Below are 16,354 nucleotides of genomic sequence, written 5' to 3'. Positions count from 1 at the left end.
TCCGGTGTGGCGCCGCCATGGGGCGGGCGGCTGCTGGGGCGGATGTCCGTCCGGTCCTGCCGGGGGCCGTGAGGCGGCCGGGGGCCGTGTTCCTCCGGTCGTGTCGGGGGCGGGCGGGCGTCCGGCGGTGCGGTGGGTCCCTCCGGCCGCGTTACGCTGGATGGTCACCTCTGTCCGCTCACGAAGGTTCGCGAGATGCCTGCCGAAACGGCCGTGTCGGTCTTCCCACAGCTCGAAGCTCTGCTCCCGCATGTGCAGAAGCCCATCCAGTACGTCGGCGGAGAGCTCAACTCCACGGTGAAACCGTGGGAGGACTGCGATGTCCGCTGGGCGCTGATGTACCCCGACGCCTACGAGGTCGGCCTGCCCAACCAGGGCGTCATGATCCTCTACGAGGTCCTGAACGAGCGCGAGGGCGTCCTCGCCGAGCGCACCTACAGCGTCTGGCCGGACCTCGAGGAGCTCATGCGTGAGCACCGGGTCCCCCAGTTCACCGTGGACAGCCACCGCCCGGTGAAGGCCTTCGACGTGTTCGGCCTGTCCTTCTCCACGGAGCTGGGCTACACGAACATGCTGACCGCCCTCGACCTGGCCGGCATCCCGCTGGAGTCGAAGGACCGCACGCTCGACGACCCGATCGTGCTGGCCGGCGGTCACGCGGCCTTCAACCCCGAACCGATCGCCGACTTCATCGACGCGGCGATCATCGGCGACGGCGAGCAGGCCGTGCTCGACATGACGGAGATCATCCGCGGCTGGAAGGCGGAGGGCCGCCCCGGAGGCCGCGAAGAGGTCCTCTTCCGCCTGGCGAAGACCGGCAACGTCTACATCCCGGCCTTCTACGACGTCGAGTACCTCCCCGACGGCCGGATCGCCCGCGTGGTCCCGAACAAGTCGGGCGTCCCGTGGCGCGTGTCCAAGCACACCGTCATGGACCTCGACGAATGGCCGTACCCGAAGCAGCCCCTCGTCCCGCTCGCGGAGACCGTCCACGAGCGCATGTCGGTGGAGATCTTCCGCGGCTGCACGCGAGGCTGCCGCTTCTGCCAGGCGGGCATGATCACCCGCCCGGTGCGCGAGCGTTCCATCACGGGCATCGGCGAGATGGTCGAGAAGGGCCTGAAGGCGACGGGCTTCGAGGAGGTCGGCCTCCTCTCCCTGTCCTCCGCCGACCACTCGGAGATCGGCGACATCGCCAAGGGCCTGGCGGACCGGTACGAGGAAGACAAGATCGGCCTGTCCCTCCCCTCCACCCGGGTGGACGCCTTCAACGTCGACCTGGCGAACGAGCTGACCCGCAACGGCCGACGCTCGGGCCTGACCTTCGCCCCCGAGGGCGGCTCCGAGCGCCTGCGCAAGGTCATCAACAAGATGGTCTCCGAAGAGGACCTCATCCGGACCGTCTCCACCGCCTACGGCAACGGCTGGCGCCAGGTGAAGCTGTACTTCATGTGCGGCCTGCCGACGGAGACGGACGAGGACGTCCTGCAGATCGCCGACATGGCGATGAGCGTGATCGCCGAGGGCCGCAAGGTCTCCGGCCAGAACGACATCCGCTGCACCGTGTCGATCGGCGGCTTCGTCCCCAAGCCCCACACCCCCTTCCAGTGGGCGCCGCAGCTCTCCGCCGAGGACACGGACGCCCGCCTCACGAAGCTCCGCGACAAGATCCGCGGAGACAAGAAGTACGGCCGCTCGATCGGCTTCCGCTACCACGACGGCAAGCCGGGCATCGTCGAGGGACTGCTCTCCCGCGGCGACCGCCGCATCGGCTCCGTCATCCGCGCCGTCTACGAGGACGGCGGCCGCTTCGACGGCTGGCGCGAGCACTTCTCGTACGACCGCTGGATGAGCTGCGCCGACAAGACCCTCCCCGCCTTCGGCGTGGACGTCGACTGGTACACCACCCGCGAGCGCACCTACGAGGAGGTCCTGCCCTGGGACCACCTCGACTCGGGCCTCGACAAGGACTGGCTCTGGGAGGACTGGCAGGACTCCCTCGACGAGACCGAGGTCGAGGACTGCCGCTGGACACCGTGCTTCGACTGCGGCGTCTGCCCGCAGATGGACACCCAGATCCAGATCGGCCCGACCGGCAAGAAGCTGCTGCCCTTGACGGTCAAGAACGCCGCGCCGGCGCCGACCGGTCACAGTCACTGACGTGGACGAGGCACTCGTTCGGGTGATTGATGCCCTGGCGGGGGTGAGCGAGGACGAGATGGCGGCTGTGCTGGCTGCGGTCTGCGCTTCGCCCCCTCGTCCCTCTGCACAGGCGGTGTCCTCCCAGGCGCCGTTGCCGGGCCCTGGAGGCTCTGCGGGGATTGTCTCCGAGGTGGAGTGCGTCTGAGAGCAGTTCGGGCGTTGCCGTGCCACCGAGAGCATCTGAGCCCCCTTCCTTGATTGGGAGGGGGCTCGTTGGCGTTCGCCTGGCGTGTAGGTCCATAAGCCTTGGCTTCCCTGAACCGCGGTTGAGTTACAACCTTCTCCACTGCGTGCATGTTGGAGTAGCGCCACGACGCACGTGTCGACGCAAACCACAGTCGTGCCACACAGCGCGGTCAACCGCGGTCAAGAGCGTCCGCCACAGTCGAGATGCGCCCACGAGCTGGGCTGTCTCTCTGTAGCCGGAGTGACCTGCGCATCACTGCTACCGATCACGTCCCCCTTACAGAACAGCACTCACCCGCTGTTTCGGGTGTTTTGCCACCGATGGGGTGGCTGTGTGGCTACGGTCTGGTGCGGTAGGTCGTAGTGACACGGGGGTGGGGTCATGACGGAGCGTTTGCTTCTGGAGGTGGCGGAGGACGGCTGGGTGACGGTTCAGGCTTGGCCGGAGGGCGAGTTGATTCCCAGCCGGGTGGGCGAGCCGGTTGCGTTGGACCAGCCTTTGGACGGGCCGGTGCTGGAGGAGTTGCGCTGGTATCTGGAGGAGTATCTGCGGGCGCCGTTCGGGGTGTACGGCGAGCGCGGCCTGCAGGCGTCCGCCCAGTTGCCGCGGTGGGGTGAGCAGGTGTTTTCGTCGGTGTTCGGTGCAGGGCCGGCGCGGGATGCCTATCTGCGGGCGCGTGCGCGGGCGGAGTCCCGGGATGGCGGTCGTGTGGAGTTGGTGGTGGTGTCGGGGACGGCGCCCCCGTTGGGGTGGCCGTGGGAGCTGATGAGGGACCCGGGTCGGCCGACTCCGCTGGCGCTGGATGTGCGGATGGCTGTCTCCCGCACCATGCCGACGGCTGAGCTGGGTCAGGTCTTCACGGTTGGGGGGTCGCGGCTGCGGGTGCTGATGGTGATCTCCCGGCCGCGTGGCTCCCGAGACGTGGGCTATCAGATGATCGCCCGCCCGTTGCTGGAGCGTCTGGCAGCGGTGCGCGGGCAGGTGGAGCTGGTGGTGCTGCGCCCGCCGACTCTGAAGCACCTGCAAGAGGTGCTGACTGAGGCGCAGGAGGCAGATGAGCCGTTCCAGGTTGTGCACTTCGACGGACACGGAGTCTTCGGCCAGCCGTCCAGTCCCACGGGCGGCGCGGGCCGACCGGTGATGTTCAGGGGGCCAGGACCACAGGGAATGCTGGCGTTCGAGAAGCCGGAAGGCGGATCGGATCTGGTGCCCGCGGATGAGGTGGCGCGGGTACTCAAGCAGGCACGGGTACCTGTGGTGGTGCTCAATGCCTGCCAGTCAGCCGTGGTGGGATCGCAGGTCGAAGCGGCCGTGGCGACGCGGCTGTTACAAGAGGGCACCGCAGCCGTGGTGGCCATGGCTTACAGCGTGTACGCCGTGGCAGCCGCGGAGTTCATGGCAGCGTTCTATGAGCGGCTATTTGCCGGGGACCGGGTGAGCGAAGCAGTTGCCACCGGACGGCGCCGCCTGGCCCAACAGGACCTGCGGCCTTCACCGAAGGGCATGATGCCGCTCGCCGAATGGGTCGTGCCGGTGCTGTACGCGCGAAGCGAGATCCGCTTCCCCGGCCTGCGCACCGAGCGATCGGCCGACCGGTCCCTGGAGGAGATGCTGGACCAGATCCGCGAACAGCCCCCGAGTGACGGAAGGGGCTCGGAGCAGGCTTTGGAGGCGGTGGGGGAGTTCATCGGCCGTGACGCCCTGCTCTACACCCTGGACGTGGCTTCCCGGCTTCAGCATGTGGTGGTGCTGCACGGGCCCGGCGGGACGGGCAAGACCGAGTTGGCCAGGGCTTTTGGCCGGTGGTGGCGTGACACTGGCGGCTTGGACCACCCGGACGGGGTGATCTGGCACTCCTTCGAACCCGGCGTCGCATCCTTCGGCCTGGGCGGTGTGATCACCAGTGTCGGACTGCGGCTGTTCGGCGCCCAGTTCGCCCTCCTTGGCCCCGAGGAGCGCCAGGCTGTGGTGGAAAAGGTCTTGTGTGAACGTCGGCTGCTGCTGGTGTGGGACAACTTTGAATCCGTGCACACCATGCCCGACCCGACCCGGGCCACCCCGCCACTGCCCGAGACAGACCGCAACCAGCTACGTGACTTCCTGAAACGCATCGCCGCACACGGCACCAGCGCGGTCATTGTCACCAGCCGTACCCGGGAAGACTGGCTCGGCCCCCAACTGCGGCGGGTGGAGGTGCCTGGTCTGGACACTGAGGAGGCCGGCCAGTACGCCGACCATCTCCTGAACCCCTACCCCGATGCCCAGCCACGCCGGCAGGAAAAGGCCTTCGGGGAACTGATGCAGTGGCTGGACGGGCACCCGCTCAGCATGCGCATCATCCTGCCCCACCTGGACACCACGAGTCCCCAGGATCTGCTGGCCAGCCTCCAGGGCGCCACCGCCCTGCCCGATGCTGAAACCGGCGAACGCACTACGTCCCTCGCTGCCAGCATCACCTATTCCTTCACCCACCTGCCCCCCGCCGACCAGCACGCACTGACCGCACTCAGCCTCCTCCATGGCATCGCCGACTCCGACGTCCTGGCCATTTTCTCCGCGGACCAAGACGCCCCTGAACCGTTCCGCGGCCGCGCAGCCGCCGAGTGGGCGCGGCTGCTAGACCGAGCGGCAGGGCTGGGATTGCTCACTCCACTGGGGGCGGGCATGTACCGCATCCACCCCGCCCTGCCCGCCTATCTCACCGCCCACTGGCACACCCGGGCCCCCGGCGCCTTCCGCGAACAACATGCCACCGCCATCCACGCCCTCCTCGAGGCTCACGCTGTCTTCGGCATCTGGCTCAAACAACAACTCGACAGCGGAAATGCCCAGCTCGCCATGGCATTGATCCACCTCCAGCAGCGAACGTTGGGTAGCTTGCTCGGCCATGCCCTCGATCACAGTCTTTGGACCCATGCTCAGGCCATCGTCCAGCCGATGGACGACTATTGGGATGCACGGGGACTGACGGAAGAGGCCCGCTCGTGGGTTGACCGGGCCCGGGTAGTCCTGGAAACCGCCGACGGTATCCCGCCCGGCCTGAACACTCCGGCCGGCTCTCTGTGGATGTTCCTCACCGGCTCTCAAGCCAACCGACAGATGAGAGCTGGCCAGTTGGATCAAGCCGGGCGCGCCTATCTCGCCATCAGCAACGCCCTGCAGCAGCAGCCCATCACACCTCAGCAACGCGCCCACGTGGCCACCCTCTACCACCAGCTCGGCATTGTCGCCCAGGAGCGAGGCCGGCTGGAGGAGGCCGAGGACTGGTACCGCCAGTCCCTCACCATCAGCGAGGAGCTCAACAACCGGCCCAGCATGGCCATCAGCTACCACCAGCTCGGCACCGTCGCCCAGGAGCGAGGCCGGCTGGAGGAGGCGGAGGACTGGTACCGCCAGTCCCTCCGCATCAGCGAGGAGCTCAACAACCGGTTCAACATGGCCAGCGGCTACCACCAGCTCGGCATTGTCGCCCAGGAGCGAGGCCGGCTGGAGGAGGCGGAGGACTGGTACGGCCAGTCCCTCACCATCAGCGAGGAGCTCAACAACCGGCCCGGCATGGCCAGCAGCTACCACCAGCTCGGCATTGTCGCCCAGGAGCGAGGCCGGCTGGAGGAGGCGGAGGACTGGTACCGCCAGTCCCTCACCATTAAAGAGGAGCTCAACAACCGGCCCGGCATGGCCAGCAGCTATGGGCAGATGGGCCTACTTGCTGAGGCACGACAACAGACCGGGGAGGCATTGGTATGGATAGTCAGGTGTGTGACGCTGTTTGATCAGTTCCCGCACCCGGCTACCGGCCCAGCCCCGGATCATCTCAAGCGGCTAACGCACACGCTGGGAGTCGCCACGCTCGAACAGACCTGGCAGAACATCACCGGCAACCACCTCCCTCCCGCTGTACGCCACCACTTCCTCACGGACCCGCCCACCGCTGCCTGACCCTCGCAAGGAGAATCGCATGGCCAACCCGGTCGAACTGGGTGCACGCTCCGCGGCACAGCGCCTTGCCACCCCGAACAACCCCCGCCTTGCCACCGATGTGGAAGCAGCCCTCCATGTCCGTCAGAGCACCACCCGCCCCGATCAGTACCTGGATCCGATCTCGCTCGGCGCGCTCATCGTCAGCATTGCCAGCCTCGCCTGGACGGTCTACAGCGACCTCAGAAAACAATCCTCCACCCCCCACCGCGATGTCATCACGCGCCACGTACGCATCCGGCTCGACCAGGCCGAGACACCCCCACAGGCACTCAGTCCCACCGACCGAGACCGGTACATCGACATCACCATTGAAGAGACACTCAACGCAGCCCAGGACCCCGCCTCGGGCCAGGACTGATCCGCAACCCTCAAGCTCACGACCCAGCCCAGTCCTTCCCTCGCCGTGATGGAAGGAAGCGTCACCGCGATCGGCCACGAATGTTGCAGCCGACCGAGGAGTTCTTCATCTGTGAGTAACTCTGGTTGCTGTACAGCACGGAAGTACAGCAACCTCAGTGGCTGAGGCTGTATCTCAACAGCCGTCCACGGCTGGGTGACCAGCCTCGAGTGACCTCAGTGCCCTCCCAGTCGAGAGTTCGGGACGAAGTCACGAACCCAAGCCATCGTCGCCGCGCCTCAGCCATCTTGGCCACTGTCACGTCTGCTCGCCTCAGGCGAGAGCACAACAATTCGGCTGGGCGTGCCCTACCGTGCGGCGCCCCAGGCCCATAGCGTGGCTGCATGGGATGGTTGACGCTGATCAGCACCTTGAGCGGCGGCGTGCTCGGCGTTGGCTCGACGCTGGTCGTCGAATCAGTACGAGCGAAGCGAGTCCAACGACTCCGGCATGCAGATCTATGCCGGGGACCGCGTACGTCCGATACCTAACTGCGCTGACCGAGACTGAGACAGCGTTACAAACACTCGCATTGAGTCACTCAACGCCGATCGCGAGTGGCGATATAGTGGCTGCCTTCCGGTCGACCGGGGTAATTGCGGCCAGGTACGAGTTGTTTCTAGCGGCACGAGCCGACGTCTACGACGCCGCCCGTGAGGCCTACGACCTCCTGAGAGCGCTGCGAGTTGCCATCGCGACGACCACCATCGTGGTTGGTTATGACGCAGTGAGTGGCAGGCGTTGCACACACCGTACGACACTGCCTCGCGTAAGCTCCGTGCTGCCATGCGGGACTCACTGGGCTCGACCTTCGACTAGGCCTTACAGCCAGCAACGTCGTGCCAGATCCTGCGGGGAACCACGGGGAACACTGGGGGAAGTAGTTCCTCGCCCACCAGCCGTCGACTCCACTCCACTACAGGTCAGCAGAGCTCCCACCCCTAGATCACCTCAGCTTTCCAAGCTGAGCGTGCGAGCTCGATTCTCGCCACCCGCACCATTGGCTGGAGCAGATCGCCGCCACAGGCGGCTGCGCCCACCCGATCCACCTCTCCGGCTCAACCACCACCCTGGATGGCACAATCGGCGAGATCGTCCGGCATTTCGACACCCGCAACGAACCCGGAGAACGGCTCCGCGTCCGCTGCCGCAACCGACGCGCGACAGTCTGTGCACCCTGCTCCCGACTCCACGCAGGGGACACTTTCCAGCTCGTTCGCGCGGGCCTGATCGGGGGCAAGAACGTTCCCGCCACAGTCCGCCATCGGCCCCGGCTCTTCATCACCCTCACCGCCCCCTCCTTCGGGGCCGTACACCGGACGGGGATACGCTGTCGTCCTCGTCGCGACCGCGGACGATGCGAGCACAGTAGGTCTCTCGGCTGCGGTGGCGTCCACGACACGGGCGACGCCTTCTCGGGCAACCCCTCTGTGTTGACTGCTACGACTACCCGGCGCACCTCCTCTGGCACGCACACGCGGGCAAGCTATGGGACCGCTTCGTTATCGAAGTCCGGCGTCAACTCGCATCCTCGGTTGGTCTCGTTCAGTCCCGATTCGCTGACCACGCCCGGCTGTCCTTCGCACGGGTCGCGGAGTACCAAAAGCGCGCAGCCGTCCATGTGCACGCAGTGGTCCGCCTTGACGGCCCGGCCGGACCGACGGAGGAACCTCCGAACTGGGGCACGACTGACAGGCTTGCCGATGCGGTGCAAGCATCCGCACAACGAGTCATGGTCAGCACTCCATGTAGCGCTGCCGTCGGTGAAGGCGTCCTGCTGCGCTGGGGGTACAGGTCAATGTCCGTCCCCTTCGCGTCGACACAGACGGGCCGGGCGACGACGCCGTGGCGGCGTACGTAGCCCAGTACGTCACCAAGGGAGCAAACGAGACGGGCGCCGGCACCGACCACCGGCTCAGCACCCGGGACGACATCGGCTCGGTACACGTCACTGACCACGTGCGGGCACTCATGCTCACCTGCTGGCGCCTGGGTGGCCTGCCTGAATACGCACGCGCACCTGGGCCCACACCCTCGGCTATCGCGGCCACATCCTCACCAAATCTCGTGCCTAATCGACGACTTACGCCGCGCTACGTGCCGACCGAGCCGAACACGCTGGACAGGAGGCCATTCCTGACACGGTCACCGATGCCAACTGGCGCTACGTCGGCTCTGGCTGTACCCCTGGTGCCGCCTTGATCGCAGCTGGAGTTGCCGAAGACGTCGACCTGACGCGGATTTGCGCCAGAGAGGCGAGAGAAGCGGGGGAGTGGACCCGACAGGAGTCGCTGCTGAAATTGAGACTGAGGCCTCATATGAGACGCCGTTGCCTCGGCTCTCGGCCACCAGACCACGGACCATGATCGAGAGTGAGATTGTAATCGTGGACGCCGACGGCACGGAGGATACGTTCGACCCGGCGACCTGGTTCAGCGGAAGCAGTAGGACGGAGTGATGACGTTCCGAGATCTGTCTGGACTCCTGCGTCGCTTGTGGCACACGGCTATGCAGCGCAAGCGGCTGTTGCTCTGCAGTTCGGCGGCGCGACGCTTAAGAACACGGTCCAACATCTTGACGGCATGCTGTCTCGGCCCTTATTTGAAGAGGAGCGTGTGGTGCATGCCGTCTGCTCGGATTCGATCACAGATCAACCCTTGGTGATTGGTTGACGCACTGTGGTTGTGTCTCGGTCTAACGTGCAGGCTCTAATCCGAGTTGGTTAGGAGTGGCATGGTTGCGGCAGGGCGGGCGTGGTTTTCAACCTCTAAGGTCTACGTGATTGGCGTTCTTCTGCTATTCATTTTAGGGATAGCGGGGGAAGTATCTGCGGCGCATCATGTGTCGTTCTGGGGTGTATCGGAAGAGCTTGTATCTGGACTGGGTGAGGCCTTCCTGGTGAGCGGAATTCTAGCGGTCCTGGTTGACCCGCTGATGAAGCGCCGCATGCAGGATGATTCTGCCTGGGGGGCGATATTCGGCTACCTCAATCCAGCGGCTCCTGAAGGGCTACGGAAAGCTGTCCGCGAAATAGTGAAGCCGCGAAGCTACGTAAAGCAATGTCACTGGAAGGCGAAGTTTGAATGGCATGAGTCGGAGAATGTGCCGGCTCATGAGTCAAAGAAAGTATTGGCTATCGAACTCGGCATCTATGCTGCGTTGGTGAATCTGGATCCGAAGAAGAGATATAAAATAGCAGGTCCACGGTGGGTGCTTGGATCTATACCCGGATATGAAACCAAGTATCTAGAATTCACAATGACGTGCCCTACTGGAGATTTCGGGCAGCTGAGTAAGTGTGGCGACGAACTCGATTCGTACGTAGAAACGCGAGACGACGGCACCCTCCTCCTTGACGTCGGAGAATTGGCGAAAGGGTGTACGATCCCGCCCTCGGCGTCCTGGAGCGACACACGGAAGGCTGTGATGTATCGAAGCTCCTCCGGATATGTGCCGCTGCATACTCGGTCGTACGCAGAGGATCTGACGGTCACAGTTTCAGGTGCTGCCCTTCCCGATCTGCGGGTTTACGTTACCGCCCCTAGTCGTGAGCCCTACGGTCCCTTGAAGTTAAGGGAGAACGATAAAACGCAGTCCTTCGAGGTTCGGCTGCAGGAGAATGTGCCAGGCCAACTCATATTGTTGTCGTGGAGCCTTCGCGGCGACCAGTCGCAGGATGAGGCCAGTGGGGATAGTTCTTCGATTGCGCGAGCTAACGGCGATTCATGAATAGCGTCGATTCGTGGCAGGCAAGGTTGTCATCTTCGAGTCGTGAGCCATGGATTCTTGGGTGGTCGGCCGCTACTGACGCACGTCTACGGCTCTAGAATTCCTCCGTGAAGTCATCCTCTTTGAGGATCAGGCGGTCTCGTACGTCCTTCGGGATCATCAGCTTCATGTGAATGTGAGGTGCCGGGACTCCCTGCACCCTTGCTCGCTTGATTTTGCACTTCACTCCGACTCGGAACAGGTCTGCCGACATGGCCTCCATCCCGCCCTCCTGCCACCGGGTCCGGAACGACTTTCCGTTGTGCACGGCGACCCATCGGTCTTGGGTAGAGTCGGGGTCCAATTCGTTCAGTTGCCGGATGAGACCGTCCAACGTCTTCTCGGCCTGCTCCTTGGTGAAGCGAGTTTTCGTGAACCGGCCCTCTGGTTCAAGGCCGGACATGTAGTAGCGGACGGACTGCTCCAGGCGCTCCTGTTCCTTCCGGGCTTCGGCGCCTTGCCGGTACTCGCGCGTCATTACGGGCTCGTCTCCGAGGACCTTCAGGACGTCGTCGACGAGCTTGCTGTAGATCTCGTCAGGGTTCGGTGCACCGCGACCGCTGGCCTTGCACTTGCTGCATCGCAGGTAGGCGTACGGTCGGCCCTTCGTGGTGGTCTTCTCCACCGTCATGTTGGTGTCGTAGTCGTCGCAGATGAGGTCACCGAGGAACTGCGTTGCGCCGCCGAGCTGGCGGGCGGGCTGGTCCTGGCCTCGCCGGTTCAGTACTTCTTGAAGGCTCTCGAACTCTTCGGTCGTGAAGATCGGCTCGGCTACGCGGATCGGCGTCATCGCCGAGGACGATCTTCGAGCGGCGCACCCCACCGTTCTTGTCCTCTTCTGCGCGGTACCCCATGAGGGCTGGGTTCCTGAGTCGACGGAGCAGCGTCGAAGCCGTGAGCCCCGGTCCGCACAGTCCGGAGCGTACGAGGACCCTGACCGTGCCGCGGGCGGAAGCGGGGTTGGATTTCATCGCGGCGCTGCGGCACCAGTGCAGTGCCCTGCGCGCACCTGGTCGACGGCAAGTACGACCTTGCCGTTCTCGTCCTCGGTGGTCTCGTAACCGTAGGCGGGCTTGCCCACCAGCCACTCGCTCTGGGTCTTGGTGCAGTCCCACAGACCCGCGACCCGCGTGCTGGTGTCGGCGGCCTCGATCCCGGCGATGCCGCCGATGATCATGATCTTCCGGCCGTCGCTCCTTGCGCTTCCAGGGCGGGACCTTCGTGGACACGTTCAGATCGCTGGCGACCCCGACCACGCGGCACCGCGCTCCCTGGCGAGCAGCCGCAGATCGAGTTCCTGGCGGACCGGAGACGTTGTGTCGTCGGTGAGCACGGACAGCCGTACGGACAGCAACGCTCGCGGGGCATCATTCGGCAACAGGGCTTCCGCCGCCTTCAGTTGCTCTAAGAACGCTAAGTCCGGCTCCGTCCATTCGGCCTCAACTGAGCATTGAAGGTCGTCAGTTGGCGTTCGCTTCCTCGTCCTTGTCCCCATATCCACCACGGCAATGGATGCGGCCCTGTTGGCGTCTGCCCGCAGATGGACACCCAGATCCAGATCGGCCCGACCGGCAAGAAGCTGCTGCCCCTGACGGTCAAGAACGCGAGTCCGACGCCCGCCGCGAGTGGTCACACCCACTGACGTGAGCGAGGCACTCGGGTGATGGGGCGCCGGCGGGGGTGAACGAGGAGGGGCGGCCGCGGCGCCGGCTGTGGTCGTCGCTTCGCCCCCCTCGCCCGTCACCGCCGCCGGCGTCCTCTCGGACATCGCTGCCGGGTCTGGGAGGGGCTCTCGGCCGCACGACGACGGCGCACGTGCGGAACGCGGTGCTGGGTCAGGCCGGGGCGTCGGCGTCCTGCACGGAGGCCGCGAACGCCTCGGGGCCCTGCTCCACCGCCGCCGGGTCCATCCACATGACCTGCCAGCCGTGGCCGTCGAGGTCGAAGAAGCTGCGTGAGTACATGAAGCCGTAGTCCTCGGCGCCATCCGCCTCGGAGCCGCCCGCCGCGAGCGCGGCGGCGCTGACCGTGTCGACCTCATCGCGGGACGACACGCTGAAGCAGTACAGCGCCAGCGTGTGCGTGGTGGGATCGGCCATCGGCAGTTTCGCGAACTCCGCGAACTTCTCGCGGCTGAGCAGCATGACGAAGGCCTGCTCGCCGACCAGCATGCAGGCGGCGGTCTCGTCGGTGAACTTCGGGTTGAAGCTGAACCCGAGCTCGGCGAAGAACGCCTTGCTGCGCTCGAGGTCCGCTACGGGGATGTTCACGAACAGCATGCGGCCGGGGTGTGCGGGATTGGTCATGGTGGGTCTCCAGTCGGTGGCTCGATGGCGTACGTCCTGGTAGACCGGCCCGGCCGGCGGAACTCATCGGTGGATCTCGGCCAGGTCGCAGTCGCGGCGTTGACCAAGTCCACAGCCACAGCTCGGGGACCCGGCAGACGGACACCCAGCTCCAGATCGGCCCGACGGGCGAGAAGCCGTTGCCCCTGACGGCCGAGAACGCTGCGCCGACGCCGAGTGGTCACGCGCACTGGGATGCGCGAGGCAACGCGAGGCACTCGACCGGGTGGCTGAGGCCTTGGCAGGAGTGAGCGAGGACGAGGTCGCCGCTGCGTTGGACGCGGTCGGCGCTTCGCGTCCTCGCTCCCGCCATCGGCCTCTGGCGATCGTGACCATGCCGGCCCGGAGCGGGGGATTCGGGGCGGGCTGTGGTTCATGGCTGATCGGGCGGCGCGGGGGTGGGTCAGCCGCGGCGCAGCAGCATGACGACAGCGACGATGACGATGATGAGGACGACAGTACCCAGGCCTATGTACACGGACTTCTCTTTCCCTCGGGGAAGCGGCACCCGTTGGTGCCGCAGGAAGCCGAGTGCCCCGGTCGGGGCGTTTCAGCCCGCCCGGCTGATTCTGTTGCCCCGCCGTGACGTGCACCCGTACCCGCACCCCCACCGGCTGAGGCAACCTCTCAGCCCAGGCCTCCGGCAACAGCTCCGGCAGGTGACGGTGTTCCCGTCGGTGGAGCCAGACCGGTGAGTTCGTGGTGCGCCGTCCGTACGCCACCGGGGCCGCTCGGGGAGAGTGGCTGTCCGCACGCAGGCAGGGCAGCGGGGTCGTACGACATCGGGGGCGAGAGGGGGATCATGGACAGGAGACCGCGCAGTGGGCGTCGGACGGTCGTGCTCACGATCGTGCGTTGCGTACTTGTCGCGGCCGCCCTGGTCGCCGCCTACTACCTGCTGCCGCTGGACTCGGCCTTCACGGTGACGTCCGTCATCGCTCTCGTCGGAGGGTTGGTAGCGGTGGCGCTGCTCCTGGTGTGGACGGTACGCGAGATCGTGAGTTCCGAGCGTCCCGGCCTGCGTGCCATGGCGGCTCTGGCGACGGTGGTTCCCCTGTTCCTGCTGCTCTTCGCCACGACCGACTACCTGCTGGAACGCAGCGCGCCGGGCAGTTTCAGCGAGGCGATGTCGAGGACCGACGCCCTCTACTTCACGATGACCGTGTTCAGCACGGTCGGATTCGGCGACATCAGCCCGCGCAGCGAGACGGCCCGGCTCCTTGTCACGGGACAGATGACGGCCAACCTTCTGCTGCTCGGTGTGGCCGCCCGAGTCCTGGTGCACGCGGTCGAAGAGGGCCGGCGGGCGCAGGCCGAGGCGGACTAGCCGGCGTGCGTGTCGCGCCGGGCGTCCGAGGGCCCGTCAGCCGGCCGGGACGTCCTCCGCGGGTAGCCGTCCCGCCCGCACCGCGTCGACGAGTGCCTGGTGGTCGCGCTCGTTCTGGTCGGCGTACGCCTCCGCGAAGGTCACGAGGGCCCGGTCGAAGGAGTCCTTCTTGCCCAGGTAGGAGGCGATCGCGATCCGGTCGCCGGACCGTGCGTGCGCGCGGGCGAGGGTGAGGCCGCACACGCTGCCGAAGGTCTCCAGCTGACTGGGCGACATGGTCTCCGGCATCGCGATGCCCTTCCAGTCGCGCAGTTGCCGGACGTAGAAGTCGCGACGCTTGCCGTCGATACCGTCCACCCGTTCCCAGCCGAGGAAGATGTCGCTCGCCGCCTGCATCAACCGCTGCCCCGCGACCACGCGTTCGCCCTGGTTGCGGTACTGGCTCGCCCCGATGTGATCGGCGAGGACGGAGGTGTCGGCTTCCTTGGCCTGCAGGAACAGCGGGTCGCGGCCGTCCCGTCCGAGGAGCAGGAAGATCCAGCACCGGGTGCCGACGCTTCCGACTCCGACCACCTTGCGGGCGACGTCGGCCAGTTGGTAGTCGTCCAGGAGCGTGCGCCGGTCGGACGGCAGCGTGATCCCGTACCGCTCGATGAGTCCTCGGAACTGGCGCTCCAGTGTGGTGCGTTCGGCGTCCGGCAGCAGGTCGGCGATGGGGACCAGCAACGGGGGGTCCGCCGCGATCATCGGCCGGCCGTCGACCTGGCGCGTGAGCTTCTCGAACACCTGCAAGGTGTCGCGCGAGCGGGCCTTCGCCAGGGCGTGGTCCAGCTTCTTCTGCCCGCCCTTGCGGAGCTGCCCCGTCGTGAGGGTCCTGAGGCGGTCGGCGTCGACCTTCGCGTACCAGACGTCGAGGTTGCTCATACCGGCGAATCGGATCATCGCCTCGCGGTACGAGCGCACGGTGCCGCTCACGATGCCGGCGCGCTCGGCGTCGTCGAAGCCGTTGGCCCGGGCGGCGATGACGAAGCTCGCCGACAGTCGCTTGACGTCCCACTCCCAGGGGCCCGGCAGCGTCTCGTCGAAGTCGTTGATGTCGAACATCAACTTCCGCTCCGGAGAGGCCAGTAGCCGGAAGTTGAGCAGATGGGCGTCTCCGCACAGTTGAGCGGTGATTCCCGAGTCGGGACTGCCTGCCAGGTCGGATGCCATGATCGCCGCGGCGCCGCGGTAGAAGCGGAACGGGGACTCGGTCATCCGGCTGTACCGGATCGGCACCAGCTCCTGCACCCGGGCCGTGGACTGCTCCTCCAGGATCGCCAGCGGGTCCCGCCTCTTCGGACCGGGTCTGTACACCGCCTGTCCCGACCGTGGAGAGCGGCGTCGCGCCTCCTTGCCGAGTGCCACACGATCCTCGGGTGTCGCGTGAGGTGACGTGCGCATCGCCGTGGTCGCGTACTGGGGCATCGACGGCTCTCCTGCCTGGCCCTGCGGCCCTCGGATCGCCCGGGGGCACGGCACTCGGAGCGCTGCCGTGCCCCTTCCTCCGGGGTCGCGCCGATCGTCTGTTCTCGGTGGCGGCGGTTCTCAGCCCTGGGCCTCGATCTCGGCGTCGGCGACAGCGATCGCGATGCCGAGTGCCTTGGCGATGTTGCCTGCCGCCGTCATGACGCGGGCCGTGCCCACGATGGGGGCGATGGCGACCAGGACGTCCTGCAGCTGGTCGGCGGTGACGCCCGTCCTGATGGCGGGATCGATATGGGCGGCATAGGAGATCGGCGGAGCGTCCGAGGCGGCGAGGGCCGCGATGCGCGTGAGCAGCAGCATGTCCGGGGCCAGTCCGCACCGTTCGATCGAGTCGATCGTCATCGCGGCGAGAGTGTCCAGGACAGGGGTTTCTGACGCAGTGGCCATGTTCGGGTGCCTTCCCGTGTGCTGTCGACGCCGAGTGCGCGAGGGTGGCGGAGCATCGGGTGTCCGCGAGCGCCGGCGTCCCCTCAAACCCTAGGTCCGTCCCGGGCACCCCGCATGGCAGCACGGGTCGCCCTCAGCCGCGCGGGTCTCCCCCAGCCGCGCGGGTCTCCCCCAGCCGGGCGGGCCGACCGCGGCTAGCCCGTACGGCCCGCCCGGGAGTGCCGTCCCGTCGT

General features: G+C 66.3%; 8 protein-coding genes and 2 pseudogenes. 6 read left to right on the top strand and 4 right to left on the bottom strand.

From position 1 onward, the window contains the following. The first annotated feature begins 195 nt into the window (after positions 1 to 195). The 5 genes and pseudogenes from ACWD68_RS19600 to ACWD68_RS19580 all read left to right on the top strand — a co-directional run bounded on the left by ACWD68_RS19600 (position 196) and on the right by ACWD68_RS19580 (position 10,496). Positions 196 to 2,160 carry a TIGR03960 family B12-binding radical SAM protein gene (locus ACWD68_RS19600; protein ID WP_451807671.1) on the top strand — a complete coding sequence of 655 codons (1,965 nt, stop codon included), beginning with the start codon at positions 196 to 198 and terminating at the stop codon, positions 2,158 to 2,160. 610 nt (positions 2,161 to 2,770) lie between these two features. Beyond that, complete coding sequence (locus ACWD68_RS19595) at positions 2,771 to 6,328, top strand: tetratricopeptide repeat protein (RefSeq protein ID WP_451807670.1); 3,558 nt, start codon at positions 2,771 to 2,773, stop codon at positions 6,326 to 6,328. A gap of 19 nt (positions 6,329 to 6,347) precedes the next feature. Next, complete coding sequence (locus ACWD68_RS19590; protein ID WP_451807669.1) at positions 6,348 to 6,728, top strand: hypothetical protein; 381 nt, start codon at positions 6,348 to 6,350, stop codon at positions 6,726 to 6,728. A 1,043-nt stretch (positions 6,729 to 7,771) separates the two neighbouring features. Then, positions 7,772 to 8,969: pseudogene (locus ACWD68_RS19585) on the top strand (replication initiator). Between the two features lie 531 nt (positions 8,970 to 9,500). Then, a complete protein-coding gene (locus ACWD68_RS19580) occupies positions 9,501 to 10,496 on the top strand; it encodes a hypothetical protein (protein WP_451807668.1) in 996 nt (331 codons plus the stop codon). A 94-nt stretch (positions 10,497 to 10,590) separates the two neighbouring features. Here the strand turns inward: ACWD68_RS19580 and ACWD68_RS19575 are convergent. Together ACWD68_RS19575 and ACWD68_RS19570 are read right to left on the bottom strand one after the other, a co-directional pair. After that, positions 10,591 to 12,030, bottom strand: a pseudogene (locus ACWD68_RS19575) (recombinase family protein). Positions 12,031 to 12,370: 340 nt separating this feature from the next. After that, positions 12,371 to 12,841, bottom strand: coding sequence for a VOC family protein (locus tag ACWD68_RS19570; RefSeq protein WP_451807667.1), 471 nt, complete (start codon positions 12,839 to 12,841; stop codon positions 12,371 to 12,373). Positions 12,842 to 13,682: 841 nt separating this feature from the next. On the opposite strand from ACWD68_RS19570, the gene ACWD68_RS19565 reads away from it, so the two are divergent. Then, on the top strand, positions 13,683 to 14,207 hold the full coding sequence (locus ACWD68_RS19565) for a potassium channel family protein (RefSeq protein ID WP_451807666.1): 525 nt from the start codon (positions 13,683 to 13,685) through the stop codon (positions 14,205 to 14,207). A 36-nt stretch (positions 14,208 to 14,243) separates the two neighbouring features. Here the strand turns inward: ACWD68_RS19565 and ACWD68_RS19560 are convergent, their stop codons facing one another. Then, the gene (locus tag ACWD68_RS19560) at positions 14,244 to 15,674 is read right to left on the bottom strand and encodes a DUF2252 domain-containing protein (RefSeq protein WP_451807665.1); all 1,431 of its coding nucleotides are present in this window, start codon (positions 15,672 to 15,674) and stop codon (positions 14,244 to 14,246) included. A gap of 120 nt (positions 15,675 to 15,794) precedes the next feature. Then, the gene (locus tag ACWD68_RS19555) at positions 15,795 to 16,121 is read right to left on the bottom strand and encodes a carboxymuconolactone decarboxylase family protein (protein WP_451807664.1); all 327 of its coding nucleotides are present in this window, start codon (positions 16,119 to 16,121) and stop codon (positions 15,795 to 15,797) included. Positions 16,122 to 16,354 lie beyond the last annotated feature (233 nt).

Source organism: Streptomyces sp. NPDC005141 (genome assembly GCF_053599975.1).
Note: the sequence above shows the minus strand (reverse complement) of the source record. Positions and strands in the feature narration are given on the sequence as shown.